Genomic DNA, 16738 nt, shown 5'->3' on the forward strand with positions numbered 1-16738 from the left:
CAGACGGGGCTGGCTGATTTCGCCTACATTGCGGCGTGCGTTTTTCGTGCATGCCGTCCTTGTCCGACGATTCAACTGGAGCCCTACCCATGTCCCTTCGCGACGACAGCCGTTCCGATTTCGATTCGCTTCGCCCCGGCCAGAGCACCGAGCAGGGCGCCACGCGGCGCACCGCGCTCAAGGCCGCCATTGGCGTGGGCTACGCGGCTGCGGTCATGCCGGTCGTGGCGCAGACTGCCATCAGCACCTCGGCCGAAGGCCTGAAGGCCGGCCCCGTCAAGTACACCGTCAATGGCTTCGAGGTGCCGGCCTATACGGCCGCGCCGGCCGGCAAGACCGGCCTGCCCGTGATCCTGGTGGTGCAGGAGATCTTCGGCGTGCACGAATACATCGCCGACACCTGCCGCCGCTTCGCCCAGCTCGGCTACCTGGCCATTGCGCCCGAGCTCTATGCGCGCCAGGGCGATGCCAAGAGCTACACCGACATTCCCAAGCTGCAGGCAGACATCGTGAGCAAGGTGCCCGATGCGCAGGTGCTGGCCGACCTCGACGGCGCGCTCGCGTACGCCGCGGCCAACGGCGGCAACGTGGCCAAGGCGGGCATCACCGGCTTCTGCTGGGGCGGGCGCTTCGTGTGGCTCTACGCGGCCACCGGCAAGGTCAAGGCCGGCGTGGCCTGGTACGGCCGGCTGGTCGGCCAGCCGAGCCAACTCACGCCCAGGCATCCGATCGACGTCGCGGCCAGCCTGCAGGCGCCGGTGCTCGGCCTCTACGGCGGCAAGGACCAGGGCATCCCCCTTGACACGGTTGATAAGATGAAAGCCGCCCTCGCCACCGGAACCCCGGCGGCCAAGGCTTCGAGCTTCGTCGTGTATCCCGAAGCAGGCCACGCGTTCCATGCCGACTACCGCCCGAGCTACGTGAAGAGCGCGGCCGAAGACGGATGGCAGCGCGCCACGGCCTGGTTCAAAGCCAATGGCGTCGCCTGACGGGCAGCCAGCAGCCACCCTCCGCCGAAGGCCGTCCCCGTGACGGCCTTTTCTCTTTTTATGAACGGTATCGGGCATCGATGCCCATCGACATTGCGCAAGCAGCTATGAATTTGATAGTGATCATCGCGGCGACCCTGGTGGCCGGCATCGGAAGCGTGTGGCTGGCCGCATTGCTCTTGCGCGTGGGCGTTCGCAACGGTTCGGGCGGCGTGAATTCGCAGCACCTGCTGAGCCTGGCCGCAGGCGCGCTGCTGGCCACCGCGTTCATGCACCTGTTGCCCGAAGCCTTCGAAAGCCGCATCGAGCCCGCGCTGCTGTTCGGCGTGCTGCTGTTCGGCCTGGTGTTCTTCTTCCTGCTCGACAAGGCCGAGCTCTGGCACCACGGGCACGAGCACCATCACGGCGATCACGGCGATCACGGCCATGGCCACGACCACGGCCACCACCACGGCCATGCGCATGCCCACGCGCCCCGCACCGGCGGCGGCTGGGCCGTGCTCACCGGCGACAGCGTGCACTGCTTCGGCGACGGCATCCTGATTGCGTCGGCCTTCATCGCGGACATACGCCTCGGCCTGGTGGCGGCCGTGGCCGTGCTGGCGCACGAGGTGCCGCACCACATCGGCGACCTGGTCGTGCTGCGCCAGAGCTCGGCCAACCAGCGCGCGGCGCTCGTCAAGGTGTCGCTGGCCGGCACCATGACCATGCTCGGCGGCATCGTGGGATGGTGGCTGGTCGACCAGCTGCACGGCTGGCTGCCGTACTTCCTGGTGCTGGCCAGCAGCAGCTTCGTCTACGTGGCGCTGGCCGACCTGATTCCCCAGCTGCAGAAGCGGCTGCCCGCGCGGCAGACCGCGGCGCAGATCGTGTGGCTGGTGGTGGGCATCGCGCTGGTCACGCTGGTGAGCCGGCTCGCGCACGGCGAGCACGGCCACGGCGACCATGGCCAGGACGAAGGCCACGGGGAACATGGCCACGTCCACAAGGACTGAGAGCAGGGCGGCCAGGCCGCCGGCGCCGGTGCAGCGAAACTTTCCGACACCGACGCCGCGCCTGAGGTGAACCGGAATGGCCGAAACAGGCGCACTATAGGGGTTCGTTCCGTATTCAGCCTGAGGAGCCGATCATGATTCACGTCGACGCCACCGCGCGTTCCGCCTCGTCGTCCGACGAAGACGACGACAACACGCCAGCCGACGACTTCGAGGAGACCGACAGCGAAATCTCCGACGACCTGTCGGAGGAAACCGGCATCGATCTCACCGATGCGAGCGAGCTCGACGCCGACAACGTTCCGGCCGACGAGGAGTTCGACCGCGTGATGAACGCCCCCGACTGATCCCCGTCAGGCCTTCGCGTCGCGCCGCGTGATCACCTGCCCGTTGCGCGCGCCGCTGTGCGCGCCGTGCTGCCAGGTGACGGCGCCGTTCACGATCACCGCATCGATGCCTTCGGCCGGCAAGGTCGGCGACGCGTAGCTGGCCGTGTCGCGCACCGCCTGGGCATCGAAGATCACCACGTCCGCATGGTGGCCCGGCTTCAGCGCGCCGCGCTCGTGCAGCCCGAAGTTGCGCGCGGTGAGCCCGGTCATCTTCCACACCGCCGTCTCCAGCGGAAACAGGCCGACGTCGCGGCTGTAGTGGCCCAGCACGCGCGGGAAGGTGCCCCATAGCCGCGGATGCGGCTTCTCGCCGAGCGGAATGCCGTCGGAGCCGATCATGGTGTCCTCGAAGGCGAGGATGCGCTGCACGTCGTCCTCGTCCATCATGAAATAGATCGCGCTGCCCGGCGAAAGCCGCTTGGCCGCCTCTTCGCCGGACACGCCCCATTCGACCGCGATGTCCTTCAGGTCGCGCCCGGCGCATTCGGGGTGCGGCACGCTCGATGCAATCAGCACGCGGCCGTCCATCATGCCGCGGTCGGTGCGGATCATGGTGGAGCCTGCCGTGTAGGGATAGCAGTCGAGCCCGATGCACTGGTGGCGCATCGCTTCCTTGATGAAGGGCAGCGTGACCTTGCTCTTGCCGAAGTTCTGCGCGTTCTGCACCTTGTGGTGCGACACCACCACGGGAATGCCGAGCGCGCGGCCGATGTGGAAGGTTTCTTCGAGCGACTCCATCACGCGGTCGGCCTCGTCGCGCATGTGCGTCACGTAGAGCGCCTTGCGCGCGCTGAGCGGGCGGGCGACCTCGATGATCTCCTCGGTCGTCGCCTTGACGGCCGGTGGGTAGAAGGTGCCGGTCGACAGGCCGATGGCGCCGGCCTGCATCGCTTCCTCGACCAGGGCCTGCATGGCGGCAATCTCGCTGTCGTTGGCGGGTCGGTCGAGGTCGGACATGACCACGGCGCGCAGGGTCGAGTGCCCCACCATCGCGGCCACGTTCACGGACGATGGCGTGGCGCGCAGCGCATCGAGGTAGGCCGCGAAGCTCGTGAAGCGTCCCGCGGCCGGCGACTCGAGCAGGCTCAGCGGCATCGGCAGCTCCATGTCTTCGCGCAGCGGCGCGGCGCTGATGCCGCAGTTGCCCGCGATCACGGTGGTCACGCCCTGCGACACCTTGAACGGCATCTGCGCCTGCGACAGCACGGCCTGGTCGTCGTGCGTGTGCGAGTCGATGAAGCCGGGCGCGACAATGCGGCCGGTGGCGTCGAGCGTCCGGTCGGCGGTGTGGCCTGCAAGATTGCCGATGGCGGCGATGCGGCCGCGGGCAATGCCTACGTCGGCCTCGAAGCGCGGCGCCTTGGTGCCGTCGATCACGGTGCCGCCGCGGATCAGCAGGTCGTAGTGGTTTTTGAGTGTGCTCATGCGAGGCCTTTCATGTTTTCAAGGACGTTTGTTTGGGGCGCTCTTGTTCGGGGCGCGTGCACAGGCCACCGGGTACTCCCCTCCGCGAATGTCCCCCGGCCTGCGGCCTCCTCCTTGATTTCGCTGCGGGGAGCACCCGATGCCCTGTGCACCTGGGCACGCTCTGGGTGTACCGCTGATCGACGACTGCTCTGTCCAACGCACCCGCTGATGGGGTGCCTTGCGCAGCGAAATCAAGGGGGAGGCCGCAGGCCGGAGGACATTCGCGGAGCAAGGTACCCCGTCGGCGGGAGCAACGCCCTGAACAAGCGGCATCCACACCTCCACCTCAGCGAAAGTGGCAAGCCACCCAATGCCCGCCATTGGAAGACGAGGGTCGTTCCGTCAACTCGGGCACCTGTTCCTTGCACACCGCCTGTGCCATCGGGCAGCGCGTGTGGAAGCGGCAGCCCGACGGCGGGTTGGCGGGACTCGGCGGGTCGCCCTGCAGCAGCATGCGGCACGCCGGTGTGCGCGGATTGGGCACGGGCACGGCCGAAAGAAGGATCTCGGTGTAGGGATGCCGCGGCGCGGAAAACAGCGTGTTCCGGTCCGCGATCTCGACGATGTGGCCGAGGTACATCACGGCCACGCGGTGGCTGATGTGGCGCACCACCGCGAGATCGTGCGCGACGAACAGGTAGGCGATGCCGAACTCGGCCTGCAGGTCCATCAGCAGGTTCACCACCTGCGCCTGCACCGACACGTCGAGCGCGGACACCGGCTCGTCGCAGACGATCAGCTTGGGGTTGAGCGCCAGCGCGCGCGCAATGCCCAGACGCTGCCGCTGGCCGCCCGAGAACTCGTGCGGAAACTTCTTCGCCGCCTCGGGCCTGAGGCCCACGCGCGAGAACAGCCACTGCACGCGTTCGCGCCGCTCGGCCGCCGTGCCCGTGCCGAAGCTGCTGAAGTTGCGCATCGGCTCGGCCACGATGTCGCCGGCCGTGAGGCGCGGATTGAGCGAGGCATACGGGTCCTGGAAGATGATCTGCAGCTGGCGCCGGCGCAGCCGCATCTCGTTGGCGGAGAGCGTCAGCAATTCCTCGCCTTCGAGCTCCACCGAGCCCGAGGTCGGCTCCACCAGCCGCATCACCGACTTGGCGGTGGTCGTCTTGCCGCAGCCCGATTCGCCGACCAGCGACAGCGTTTCGCCGCGCGCCACCGAGAACGAGACGCCGTCGACCGCCTGGATCGCGGGCCTGGCCGGCCGCAGCCAGCGCTTGGGCGAGAGGTAGTGCTTGCGCAGGTTGCGCACCTGGAGCAGCGGGGCTGTGGTTGTCGTCGTCATGCGCTCACCTCGGCGGCATCGGCCCATTGTTCTTCGACGGCGAAGCAGGCCACCACGTGGTCGCCGCCCTGCAGTGTGAGGTGCGGCGTCTCCGCGCGGCAGCGCTCGCGCGCCTGGCTGCAGCGCGCCGCAAAGGCGCAGCCGCGGCCCAGTACGTGCGCGGCCGGCACCAGCCCCGGGATCTCGGCCAGCCGCGTGCTCGCGGTGTTCATCGACGGCATCGAGGCCATCAGCGCGCGCGTGTAGGGGTGCAGCGGCCGGTCGAACAGGTCGACTACGTCGGCCTCTTCGACCTTCTTGCCGGCATACATCACGACCACGCGGTCGCAGCTCTCGGCCACCACGCCGAGGTCGTGCGTGATCATCACCACGCCCATGCCCAGTTCCTTCTGCAGCCGCTTGATGAGGTCGAGGATCTGCGCCTGGATCGTCACGTCGAGCGCGGTGGTGGGCTCGTCGGCAATCAGCACCTCGGGGTTGCAGGCCAGGGCCAGCGCGATCATCACGCGCTGGCGCATGCCGCCAGAGAGCTGGTGCGGATACTCCTTCACGCGCCGCTCGGGCTCGGGGATCTGCACCACGCGCAGCATTTCCACCGCGCGCTGCAGCGCGTCGGCGCGGCTGGCCTTCTGGTGCAGCTGCACCGTCTCGGCGATCTGCCGGCCCACGGTGAGCACCGGGTTCAGCGAGGTCATCGGCTCCTGGAAGATCATCGAGATGCGGTTGCCGCGGATCTGCCGCATCTCGCGTTCGCTGAGCCGCATCAGGTCGGTGCCGCGCAGGCGCACCGCGCCCATGTGGCGGCCGGGCGGCGTGGGCACCAGCCGCAGGATCGAGAGCGCGGTCACGCTCTTGCCGCAGCCCGACTCGCCGACCACGCCGAGCGTGCGGCCCGCGCGCACGGTGTATGAAACGCCGTCGACCGAGCGCACCACGCCGGCCATCGTATGGAAATGGGTGCGCAGGTTGTCGACTTCGAGCAGGGGCTCGCCGGGCGCGAGCGCAAGATGGGACATGGGTGCCATGGCGGGCCTCACAGCTGCCGCGCCAGGCGCGGGTCGAGCGCATCGCGCAGGCCGTCGCCCAGCAGGTTGATTGCCAGCACCGTGGCCGCCAGCAGCAGGCCCGGGTACAGGATGATGTGGAACGCCACCGCCACGAAGTTGCGGCCCTCGGCCATCATGTTGCCCCAGCTCGGCGTCTGCGCCGGCACGCCCACGCCAAGGAAGGAAAGCGCCGCTTCGGTCAGCACCGCGGCGGCGGCCACGAAGGTCGACTGCACGATCAAGGGCGCCACCATGTTGGGCAGCACGTGGCGCAGCAGGATCACCGGCAAGCGCGTACCGACCGCATGCGCGGCCTCGACATACAGCTGCTCGCGCAGGGTGAGCGCGAGCGAGCGCACCAGCCGCACCACGCGCGGGATCTCCGGCACCGTGATGGCGACGATCACCGTCGTGAGGCTGGCGCGCGTCACCGCCATGAGCGCAATGGCCAGCAGGATGCCGGGAATGGCCATGAGCCCGTCCATCACGCGCATCACCGGCCCGTCGGCCCAGCGCACGAAGCCCGCGAAAAGGCCGATCAATACGCCGAAGAAGGTGGCGAGCAGCGCAACCGAGGCGCCGACGATCATCGACACCTGCCCGCCCCACACGGCGCGGCTGAACACGTCGCGGCCGAGCGCATCGGTGCCGAACAGGTGCTCGGCCGAGGGCGGCTGCATGCGCGCGAGCGGATCGATGTCCTGCGGATCGAAGGTGGCGATCCAGGGCGCGCCGATGGAGACGGCGGCCACTGCCACCAGCAGCAGCCCGCCGACGATCAGCGTCGGATGCTTGCGCACCCAGCGCCAGCGCGGCGGCACGAAGGGCGCTTCGTCGGCCATGGCCACGGGCGCGGCGGTGGCAACGGGTGGTGGAAGTTCACTCATCGGAAGTACGGTGGACATGAGGACATCTAGTACGTGATGCGCGGATCGAACAAGCGGTAGCTCAGGTCGATCAGCAGGTTGATCAGCACGTACACGCCGGCCGACAGCAGCAGCACGCTCTGGATCACCGGGTAGTCGTGGCGCTGCACCGAATCGATCACGAGGCGGCCCACGCCCGGAATGGCGAACACCGTCTCCGTCACCACCACGCCGCCGATCAACAGGGCGATGCCCACGCCCACCGTGGTGGCGATGGGAATGGCCGCGTTGCGCAGCGCATGGCCCAGCACCGGCAGCACGCCCAGGCCCTTGGCGCGCGCGGTGCGGATGTAGTCTTCATGCAGCACCTCGAGCACGGTGGCGCGCGTCATGCGTGTGACGAGCGCGATGTACACCAGCGCGAGGTTCACGCAGGGCAGCACCAGGCCGCGCAGCCACTGCCCAGGGCTGTCGGAAAAGCGCACGTAGCCTTGCACCGGAAACCACGGCAGCTGGATCGCAAAAGCGTAGATCAGCAGGTAGCCCACCAGGAACACCGGCACCGAGAACGCGAGCACCGCGAACAGCATCACGAGCCGGTCGATCCAGCTGCCCGCGCGGTAGGCCGCGAGCGTGCCCAGCGGCACCGCCAGCACCAGCGTGAGCGCCATGGTCAGCACCGCGATCGACACCGTGGGCTCCAGCCGCTGCGCGAGCAGCTGCGCCACCGGCACCTGCGTGAAGATCGAGGTGCCGAGGTCGCCCGTGAAGAGCTTGCCGAGCCAGATCGCGAACTGCTGCCACAGCGGCAGGTTCAGTCCCAGCGCGGCGCGCAGCTTCTCGATATCTTCGACGGAGGCCAGGTCGCCCGCGATCAGCGCCGCCGGGTCGCCCGGCGACAGGTGGATCAGCAGGAACACCACCACCGCCACCACTGCCATCACCGGCAGCGTCGAGAGAAATCGCCTGAGGATGTAGCCCATGGTGCTGCCGTGTGGTGCCGCTTACTTGTCGAGCATCCAGACCGTCGGCATGCCGGCCCAGAGCTTGTCGGTGCCCTTGAGGCTGGCGCGGGCGGCAAACGCGGCCGTGTACTGGCCTGCGTTGATGTAGGGCACCGTTTCATAGGCACGGGCCTGGAAGGCGTCGAGGATCTCGCGCCGCTTGGCCGGCACGGTTTCCTTCAGCCAGGCGTTGCGCAGGTCATCGAGCGTCTTGTCGCAGGGCCAGCCGGGCAGCGTGTTGCCGCAGGCCGCGCTCAGGTAGGCGTTGGTGATGGGGGAGTTGACGTCGAACTCGCCGGCCACGGTGACGTACATGTTCCAGCCGCCCGCTTCCGGCGCGTCGCGCTTGGCGCGGCGCGCGCCGATGGAGGCCCAGTCCATGGTCTGCGCATCGACGTTCATGCCGATGCTGCGCATGGTCTGTGCGGCCATCAGCGCCTCGGCATTGAGGTAGGTGACGTCGCTCGGCACCAGGATGGTGACCTTCTCGCCCTTGTAGCCCGCGTCCGCGAGCAGCTTCTTGGCCTTGGCCACGTCGGCCTTGCGGTAGGGCTCGGCGCCCGCGGGGGTTTCGTTGGGGCTGCCGCAGATGAAGAAGGTCGGGCAGTAGGCCATGCGCATGTCCAGCGGATAGCCCATGGCCGCGACGATGCGCTCCTGGCTCACGGCCTGCAGCAGCGCCTGGCGGATCTTCGGGTTGTTGAAGGGCGGCAGCAGGTGGTTCATGACCAGGAAGCCCTGGTAGGTGCCGCCCGAGCCGATCTTCACGCCGGGGTCGGTGCGCAGCGGCGCGATGTAGTCGGGTGGCACCTGCTCCACCAGGTCGACCTCGCCGCGCTTGAGCGCCGCGATGGCGCTGTTGGCGTCGGGCAGGTAGAGCCATTCCACGCGGTCGAAGCTGGTCTTCTTGCTGCCGGCCAGGCCGCTCGGCGGTTCGCTGCGCGGCAGGTAGTTGGGGTTGCGCACGAAGACGGTCTTGTTGCCCGGCACCCATTCGTCGCGCTTGAAGATGAAGGGGCCGGAGCCGATCACCTCGGGCAGCGGCGCCGTGGCGGGCATCTTCGCGAGCCGCTCGGGCAGGATCACGGGCGGAAAGCTCGAGGGCTTGGCCAGGCCCTCGAGCACCAGGCCGAAGGGCTCGGCGAGCGTGAGCGTGAAGGTGCGCGCATCCACCGCCTTCCACTCGGCGCCGCCCGCCACCATGGCGCGGCCGATGCTGTCGCGCGCGGCCCAGCGCTGCAGCGAGGCAATGGCATCGGCCGAGGTCACGGCGGCGCCGTCGGAGAACTTCAGGCCCGGGCGCAGCGTGAAGCTCCACTGCTTGCCGTCCTTGGAGCTGGTGTACTTCTCGGCCATCTGCGGCTGCGGCTTGCCGTTTGCATCCTGCGCGAACAGCGTGTCGTAGACCATGTAGCCGAAGTTGCGCGAGATGTAGGCGGTGGTGAAGGTCGGGTCGAGGATCTTCAGGTCGGCATGCGCCACCACCTTGAGCGTCTTGGGCGCCGGCGTCTGGGCGAGGGCCGGCAGGCACGCGGCGGAAAGCGCCAGGGTGGCAAGGGCGGCAAGCGTTCGTCGTTTCATCGTCGGTTCTCCGTTGGGGGCGAAAGAAAAGGTCAGGCGGCGACGCCGATGGGCCACTTGGGCAGGCGCGCCTTGCGGTAGGGCAGGGTGTTGAGGTCGAGCGTCACTGCACCGGGAGCGCCGGCGTAGATCACGTGCTTCGCGACTTTCGAGTACGAGGCATAGAAGTGCTGCGACGACTTCACGACGATGATCTTCTTGGCCGCAAGGTCGCAGCCCAGCTGCGTGAACAGGTCGGTGCCCATGGCCTGGTTGCGCAGCGTGATCAGCACGATCTCGATGCCGTTGGCCTCGACCAGCGCGCTGTCGCCCATGAGCGTGGGCGTGCCCGCGAGGCCCGTCATCACCAGGTCGTGCTTGAGCGCCTTCACGGTGCAGTCGAGGTCGATCGGGTCGCCCGACAGCGGGCTGATCTTGCCGCCGATGCGCATCGCGAGCTTGGCGCCCACGCCTGCATCGAAGGCAATGCGCACCGCGATCGGATCCCACATCGGGCCAATGGCCGCGTTGGTGATGCCGCGCTCGACCATGCGGCGCAGGATGAAGGTGGAGTCGCTGGCCGCGCCGCCGCCGGGGTTGTCGGCGCCGTCGGACAGCACCACCGGGCCGCCGTCGAAGGCCAGCGCCTGGTCGAGCGAGGCGTCGATGCCCGGGTAGTCGATCGCGAGGCCCTCGCGCATGGCGATGACTTCGTCGGCCAGCTGGCGGGCCAGCGCATCGGCCTTGGCCTGGTCGCCGTCGGTGTAGACCAGCACCTTGGTGCCCATCTCGGGCACGTCGCCCCACGAGAAGCCATGCGTGAGCGAGATCGACAGCACGCCGTCCTTGCCCTCGAGCGACTGCATGCGCTCGACGAAGCCGCGCGCCGGCTCGCGCGAGGTGTGCACCGTGACGATCATGTCGCAGTCGACCACCGCGGCCACCGGCTTCACCTTGCCTTCGGCCATCGCGGCGCAGATGTCCACCAGCTCCAGGCCGCGTTCGAGCACGTCGGTGTGCGGATATTCCTTGAACGAGATCATCAGGTCGGCGTTGGCTACCATCTGCGGCGTGAGATGGTTGTGCGGATCGAGCTCGGCGCCGATCACCACGCCCGGCCCGACGATCTGCCGCACACGCGCCAGCAGGTCGCCTTCGCAGTCGTCGTAGCCGTCGGCCACCATCGCGCCGTGCAGGCCGAGCAGCACCATGTCGACCGGCAGCACCGCACGCAGGTCGGCCAGCAACTCGTCGCGCAGCGTTTCGTAGGCGTGGCGCGTGGTGGTGCCGCTGGGCTGCGCGCCGGCCACCATGCCCTCGAACAGCTCCCAGCCGCGGTCGGCGCCGCGCATGCGTGCGGCCCACAGCGGGCCCGAGAACAGCGTCATCGCGTCCGGATGCCGGCCGGCCGGGAAGTAGCCGCGGTCCTTGAAGGAGGCGAGGCCGGTCGGCATCGGGCCGAAGGTGTTGGTTTCGGTGGCCAGGGAGGCGCTGAAGACACGCATGGGTTTGTCTCTGTGGTGGTGGGAGTGTTCTTGTCAGCCGGCTGCGGCCGTGCGCAGCCGCTGCGGCCCGAGCATCTCGGCCGTGAGGCCGAAGCCCGCGATGCGTTCGGGCAGCGGCAGTCCGCGCGCCAGCGCGGCGCAGGCCTCGCCCATGGCCGCCGAGGTCTGGATGCCGTAGCCGCCCTGCGCCGCAACCCAGAAGAAGCCCGGCGCGTCCGGATCGAAGCCGCCCACCAGGTCGCCGTCGGCCACGAAGGAGCGCAGGCCGGCCCAGGTGCGCGCGGGCCGGCGGATGGCGAGCGTGGTCGCTTCCTCGATGCGGTGGATCGCGAAGGCGATGTCCAGCTCCTCGGGCTGCACGTCCTGCGGCTCGACCAGGTCGGCATTGGCCGGCGAGCCGAGCAGCATGCCGGCATCGGGCTTGATGTACCAGCCTTCGTCGGCGCCGAACACCATGGGCCAGTGCGCGACGCTGCTGCCTTCGGGCGGCGCGAAGACGAAGGCCGAGCGCCGGCGCGGCTCGATGCCGATGGGCTTCACACCGGCCATCCGCGCGATGGTGTCGACCCAGGCGCCCGCGGCGTTGAGCAGCACCGGTGCTTCGTAGACATTGCCGCCAGCCGTCACGCGCCAGCGCTCGCCGATGCGTTCGATGGCCGTCACGCCGGCATCGCACACCAGCTTGCCGCCGGCCTGCCGCATGCCGCGCAGGTAGCCCTGGTGGATGGCGTGCACGTCCATGTCGGCGGCGTCGGGTTCGTAGACGGCGCCGGCCACCTGCCCGGGCCTGAGCGCAGGCACCATTGCCAGCGCTTCTTCGCTGCCAAGCCGCGTGGCGCCGGTGTTCATGGCGCGCAGCACGTTCCAGTGGGCCTCGAGCTCGGCCAGGTGCTCGGTGCTCGCGACCATCATCGCGCCGCGCGGCGTGAGCAGCGGGTGCTCGGAAAAGCCTTCGGGCGGATGCTCGAGAAAGGCGCGGCTCGCCATGGTGAGGGCGCGCACCTGCGCGGTGCCGTAGCTTTCCATGAAGAGCGCGGCCGAGCGGCCGGTGGAGTGGTAGCCCGGCTGGGCTTCGCGTTCGAGCAGGATAACGCGGGCATGCGGGGCGAGCCAGTGGGCCACCGAAGCCCCGGCAATGCCGCCGCCAATCACAAGGTAGTCGGCCACCGTGGGCGCTTTGGAGTTTGCAGTCATCGGCGAAAAGTGTAGGTAGAAATTTGCGGATACGCAAATAAAATAGGAGGCACCAAGGGGAAACCATGGTGCACCGCATCGGTGAAATTTGCGTCAACGCAATTTGCGCATACGCAAATTCCAGGCCTGCGCCGTGCGGGCTGTCATGGATGGCGCGGCGCCGGGCTGGCAGAATTGCGCTGCACCACAAGAGAAAGCCAAGCGTGAATCCACACACAGGGACCAAGCCGGGAACAAGGCCGAAGGACGAGGCGCCCACGCTGGACCGCACCACTTTCGGCCATCGGCTGCGCGCCGCGCGCAAGCGCTTCGGCTGGACGCTGGCGCAGCTGGCCGAGCGCTCGGGCGTGTCGATCACCACCATCTCGCGCGCCGAGCGCGGCCAGCTCGCGCTGGGCTACGAGAACTTCACCGCACTCGGCCGCGCGCTCGAGATGGACATGAACGCCATGTTCGCGGGCGCCGGCGTCAAGCCCGCGCAGCTCGACGGGCCGGTCGTCACGCGCGCCGGCAAGGGCGTGGTGTACCGGGGCCTCTCGATCGCCTACGAATTCCTCGGCACCACGGCGGCCGGCAAGCAGATGAGCCCCATCGTGGGCACGGTGCATGCGCGGCGCATCCATGGGCCGGAAGACTTCGTGCGGCATGCGGGCGAGGAATTCGCCTATGTGCTGTCGGGCGAGATCGAGGTGCACTTCGAGAACGGCGAAGTGGTGCAGCTTGCGCGCGGCGACTCGCTGTATTTCGACAGCCGGCTCGGCCATGCCTATGTGAGCGTGAGCCGGCAGCTCGCGAAGATCGTGGGCATGACCACGGCGGAGAGCGGGCACATGCGGTCGGCGCGCGAGGCGCCTGCTTCCGGGCCGGTGGGGAAGGTGCCGCCCAGATCCAAGCCCGCAGCCGCCACGAAGAAAGCCACGCGAGGCCGCGGGGCCTGACGCTTCGCCGCGCCGTCCTGCTGTCGCCGATTTGCGCGCGAATGCTGGCGAGGGTCGCTATGCTGGCGCCCGCCAATCACTCCGACAAGAAACCATCATGAACCTGCCCTCGTCCTTCCTTGCCCTGCGGTCCGTGTCGCTGGCCTGCAGCCTCGCCCTTGGCGCCGCCGCCGCCGTGCACGCCGCGCCCGATGCCAAGCTGCTCGCCGCCGCCGAAAAGGCGCAGCCCGCGGTGATCGACAACCTCAAGGAAATGGTGCTGATCGAATCGGGCAGCCTCAACGTCGACGGCCTGCTCAAGATGGCCGACGTGGTGGAAGCGCGCCTGAAGGCCGCGGGCTTCAAGACGGAGCGGCGCAAGGCCACGGCGGGCGCGGGCGCCGACATCGTCATCGGCACCCTCAAGGGCACGGGCAAGCGCAGGATCATGCTGCAGGGCCACATGGACACGGTGTACGCCGCCGGCATCCTGAACAGCCAGCCCTACAAGGTCGACGGCAACCGCATCTACGGGCCGGGCATCGCGGACGACAAGGGCGGGCTCGCGGTCATGATGGCTTCGCTGAAGATCCTGGCCGATGCGGGCTGGCGCGACTACGACACGCTCACGGTGCTCATGAACCCCGACGAGGAAGTGGGCTCGGTGGGCTCGGGCGAGCTCATCGCAACCATGGCCGACCAGCACGACACGGTGCTGTCCTTCGAGCCCACCGCCGCCAAGTCGGTGACCAAGGGCGAATCGCTGCTGCTGGGCGCGGCCGGCATCGCGCAGGCCACGCTCGACGTGAAGGGCCGCGCATCGCATGCGGGCGCCGCACCCGAGCTGGGCCGCAACGCGCTGTACGAGCTGTCGTACCAGCTGCTGCAGACCCGCGACGTGGCCAAGGACATCCCCGGCGTGGCACTCAACTGGACCGTGGCGCGCGCCACCGGCCCGATCAACCAGATCACCGAGAAGGCGCAGGCGCTCGGCGACATCCGCATCACGCAGCCCGGCGCCGAGAAGAAGCTCGAAGCCGCGCTGCAGGCGAAGCTCGCGAGCGGCAAGCTGGTGCCCGACACCGAGACCACGCTCAAGGTGGAAGTGGGCCGCCCGGCTTTCGTGGCGGGCGAGAAGGGCCGCGCGCTGGGCGAGAAGGCCCAGGCCATCTACAAGGAGATCGACCGCGAGCTCGCGCTCACGCCCATGACCGGCGGCGGCACCGATGCGGGCTATGCGGGCCGCTCCGGCAAGGCCACCGTGGTCGAGAGCTTCGGCCTCGCGGGCTTCGGCTATCACGCACGCGACGAATACATCGAGGTCGACTCGATCGTGCCGCGCCTTTATCTCGTCACCCGGTTGCTGACGGAAATCGGCAAGCAGTAACCGGCCTCGCGGCCGCCGCCTTCAGGGCTGGTCCTTGGGCGGTTCGCCGGGGCGGCCGGGCGGGCGCCGATGGGCCGCTGCGGCGGCGGCCGCGTGCTGCTGGGCCTGTTGCTGCTGCTGGCGGATTTGCTGTGCCTGCTGCGCTTGCTGTTGAGCCTGTTGCTGTTGGCGTTGCTGCTGCTGTTGCTGCTGTTGTTGGATCGCCTGCTGCCGCTGTTGCTGCTGGCGCGCTGCTTGCGCTTCTTGCTGCTGCCGCTGCAGTTGCTCTTGATGCTGCTGTTGCCGGGCCTGCTGCTGCGCCTGCTGCCGCTGCATCTGCTGCTGTTGCGCTTGCTGCTGCTGGAGCACGCGGGCCTGCTGCTGGGCTTGCTGTTGCTGCATCTGCTGGCGCCGTGATTGCTCCTGCTGCGCCGATTGCCTTTGTTGCTGGCGCTCCTGCATGGCCTGCTGCTGCTGGGCCTGGCTGGCCGCGCGCGCCTGTTGCTGTTGCTGTTGCTGCTGGGCCGCCTGCTGCCGCCGCGCGAGGTCCTGCTGCTGCTGCTGTTGTTGAAGCAAGGCCTGCGGCGCTTGCGGGGGCGTGTTGTGCGCCTGCTGCCGCGCCAGCCGCTCCTGTTGTCGTGCCTGTTGCCGCGCCTGTCGCTGTGCTTGTTGCTGCGCCTGTTGCTGCGCCTGTTGCGCTTGCTGGCGCTGCAATGGGTCTTGCTGCGGGTGCTGCTGAAGGCGTGCCTGCCGCTCCTGCTGCTCCTGCTGGCGCTGGCGGGCCTGCAGCTGCTGTGCTTGTTGTGCGGCTTGCTGCTGCTCCTGCTGCTGGCGCATGAAGGCTTGCTGCTGCCGTGCCTGCTGCTCCCGTTGCTGTTGTTGCTGCTGTTGCTGCTGTTGCTGCTGTTGCTGCTGTTGCGCGAACTGGGCGTTCTGTGGCGGGGGCAGACCCGGCGCGGCCGCGAAATTGGGCGGGGGCGCGCCCGGCGGCAGGCCGCGCGGCGCGTTGTTGTTGTAGACATTGCGCACGTTGTTGACCACGGTCGTCGAGCGCGAGATGTAGGTGCTGTTGTTGTAGACCACGGCGGGCCGCGCATAGGCCGGCGGCACCGCGCGGTCGCGATCCCGGTAGCGCGGCGCGCCCCAGTTCACGTCCCACGAGCGCCAGCCCCAGTCGTGCCGCTCGAGCGCGGCGCCCACCACCACGCCGAGCCCGAAGGTGAACGCGCCGGCCGCCGCCATCTGGCCGCGGCTGTAGCCGGGCGCAACCTCGACGGGCGGGGTGTACGCATAGCCGGGATACACGGGCACGGGTTCGCCGTAGATGCGCTGCGGGTCGTAGCTCGGCACGTAGACCACGTCGGGCTGCGCAGGCTCGATGGTGATGAACTGCGGCGGCGGCTCGACGACGGCGGGGCCCGCATAGACGGGCTGCACGTCAGGCGCCGGTGCGTAGTTGCGCGGTGTGGCGGCGCTGGCCACGCGCAGCTTGTCGTTGTTCTTGAGCCGGCCCGCTGCCGATGCGCGCTGGCGCATGACCTGGATCGCGTTCATCACGTCGGCGGGATCGTTGTAGTAGGCCTGTCCGAGCGCTTCGGTCCACGCGATGTTGCCGGCCATCTGGTCCAGCACCGGGCGGAACGCGGTGAGCGATTTCACGCTCGGGTCCCAGGGCTGCTGATTGGCCGCGTCCGCGAGCGGGCCGCCCTTGAGGGACGCGTTCTGCGCGAGCCAGCCGTGCGCGGCCGTGATCTGGTCGGGATAGGTGGCGCCGGCCAGCACCTGCGCCACCAGCTTGTCGGGGTACAGCGCGATGGGCGCGACCAGCTGGTAGAGCTGCTCGGCGGAGGGCGGCGTGTAGGCCGCGGGAGCGGGGGCGGCTGGCGCGGGTGCCGGCGCGGCAGCTGCCGGAGGCGCGGGCGCAGGTGCCGGGGCCGAAGGCGTGCTGTCGGTCTTGTTGCAGCCGGCGATGCCGATTGCGCCGATGCACAGCGAGATCGTCAGGAGCCGCGCGAGCGGTGTGCGGCGCAGTGATGTTGTCATCTGGAGTTCCTATGGGCGCAGAAGCCGCGCCTTCGAAACTCTTCAACGGCGCGCCACCTGTAGCGACGACGCCAGCCTGCATCGTCGATGCAACGGTCTGTGTCGGTGTTGC

General features: G+C 68.9%; 14 protein-coding genes. 5 read left to right on the forward strand and 9 right to left on the reverse strand.

The window, feature by feature from the left end; genetic code table 11:
* The first annotated feature begins 89 nt into the window (after positions 1 to 89).
* The 3 genes from ACAM58_RS07940 (at position 90) to ACAM58_RS07950 (ending at position 2331) form a co-directional block, all read left to right on the forward strand.
* Positions 90 to 989: a dienelactone hydrolase family protein gene (locus ACAM58_RS07940; protein ID WP_062362528.1), complete on the forward strand. Its 900-nt coding sequence runs from the start codon at positions 90 to 92 to the stop codon at positions 987 to 989.
* 107 nt (positions 990 to 1096) lie between these two features.
* On the forward strand, positions 1097 to 1984 hold the full coding sequence (locus tag ACAM58_RS07945; protein WP_369664284.1) for a ZIP family metal transporter: 888 nt from the start codon (positions 1097 to 1099) through the stop codon (positions 1982 to 1984).
* A 134-nt stretch (positions 1985 to 2118) separates the two neighbouring features.
* Positions 2119 to 2331 (forward strand): hypothetical protein, encoded by a 213-nt coding sequence (locus ACAM58_RS07950; protein WP_012746693.1) that lies wholly within the window; start codon positions 2119 to 2121, stop codon positions 2329 to 2331.
* A 6-nt stretch (positions 2332 to 2337) separates the two neighbouring features.
* On the opposite strand, the gene ACAM58_RS07955 is transcribed toward ACAM58_RS07950, so the two are convergent.
* From ACAM58_RS07955 to ACAM58_RS07990, 8 genes are all read right to left on the reverse strand, one after another.
* On the reverse strand, positions 2338 to 3798 hold the full coding sequence (locus ACAM58_RS07955) for an amidohydrolase family protein (protein WP_062362522.1): 1461 nt from the start codon (positions 3796 to 3798) through the stop codon (positions 2338 to 2340).
* A gap of 328 nt (positions 3799 to 4126) precedes the next feature.
* The gene (locus ACAM58_RS07960; protein ID WP_062362518.1) at positions 4127 to 5125 is read right to left on the reverse strand and encodes an ABC transporter ATP-binding protein; all 999 of its coding nucleotides are present in this window, start codon (positions 5123 to 5125) and stop codon (positions 4127 to 4129) included.
* Entirely contained in the window at positions 5122 to 6150 is a 1029-nt protein-coding gene (locus ACAM58_RS07965) for an ABC transporter ATP-binding protein (protein ID WP_369664285.1), read from the reverse strand. The genes ACAM58_RS07960 and ACAM58_RS07965 overlap by 4 nt, the downstream gene beginning before the upstream one ends.
* An 8-nt stretch (positions 6151 to 6158) precedes the next feature.
* Entirely contained in the window at positions 6159 to 7058 is a 900-nt protein-coding gene (locus tag ACAM58_RS07970) for an ABC transporter permease (RefSeq protein ID WP_062362512.1), read from the reverse strand.
* Positions 7059 to 7084: 26 nt separating this feature from the next.
* Positions 7085 to 8020, reverse strand: coding sequence for an ABC transporter permease (locus tag ACAM58_RS07975; RefSeq protein ID WP_012746698.1), 936 nt, complete (start codon positions 8018 to 8020; stop codon positions 7085 to 7087).
* Positions 8021 to 8041: 21 nt separating this feature from the next.
* On the reverse strand, positions 8042 to 9622 hold the full coding sequence (locus ACAM58_RS07980; RefSeq protein ID WP_062362509.1) for an ABC transporter substrate-binding protein: 1581 nt from the start codon (positions 9620 to 9622) through the stop codon (positions 8042 to 8044).
* Positions 9623 to 9654: 32 nt separating this feature from the next.
* Positions 9655 to 11106 carry a M81 family metallopeptidase gene (locus tag ACAM58_RS07985; protein WP_062362506.1) on the reverse strand — a complete coding sequence of 484 codons (1452 nt, stop codon included), beginning with the start codon at positions 11104 to 11106 and terminating at the stop codon, positions 9655 to 9657.
* A 33-nt stretch (positions 11107 to 11139) separates the two neighbouring features.
* A complete protein-coding gene (locus ACAM58_RS07990; RefSeq protein WP_062362505.1) occupies positions 11140 to 12300 on the reverse strand; it encodes an FAD-binding oxidoreductase in 1161 nt (386 codons plus the stop codon).
* Positions 12301 to 12503: 203 nt separating this feature from the next.
* Between ACAM58_RS07990 and ACAM58_RS07995 the strand changes: the two genes are divergently transcribed.
* Both ACAM58_RS07995 and ACAM58_RS08000 read left to right on the forward strand, forming a co-directional pair.
* Complete coding sequence (locus tag ACAM58_RS07995; RefSeq protein ID WP_062362503.1) at positions 12504 to 13238, forward strand: helix-turn-helix domain-containing protein; 735 nt, start codon at positions 12504 to 12506, stop codon at positions 13236 to 13238.
* A gap of 97 nt (positions 13239 to 13335) precedes the next feature.
* Positions 13336 to 14604, forward strand: coding sequence for a M20/M25/M40 family metallo-hydrolase (locus ACAM58_RS08000; protein WP_369664286.1), 1269 nt, complete (start codon positions 13336 to 13338; stop codon positions 14602 to 14604).
* 21 nt (positions 14605 to 14625) lie between these two features.
* Here ACAM58_RS08000 and ACAM58_RS08005 read toward each other — a convergent pair whose 3' ends face one another.
* Positions 14626 to 16626, reverse strand: a complete 2001-nt coding sequence (locus ACAM58_RS08005; RefSeq protein ID WP_369664287.1) for a DUF3300 domain-containing protein — start codon at positions 16624 to 16626, stop codon at positions 14626 to 14628.
* Positions 16627 to 16738: the final 112 nt, after the last annotated feature.

The organism is Variovorax sp. V116 (assembly GCF_041154435.1).
Classification (GTDB): Bacteria; Pseudomonadota; Gammaproteobacteria; order Burkholderiales; family Burkholderiaceae_C; genus Variovorax; species Variovorax paradoxus.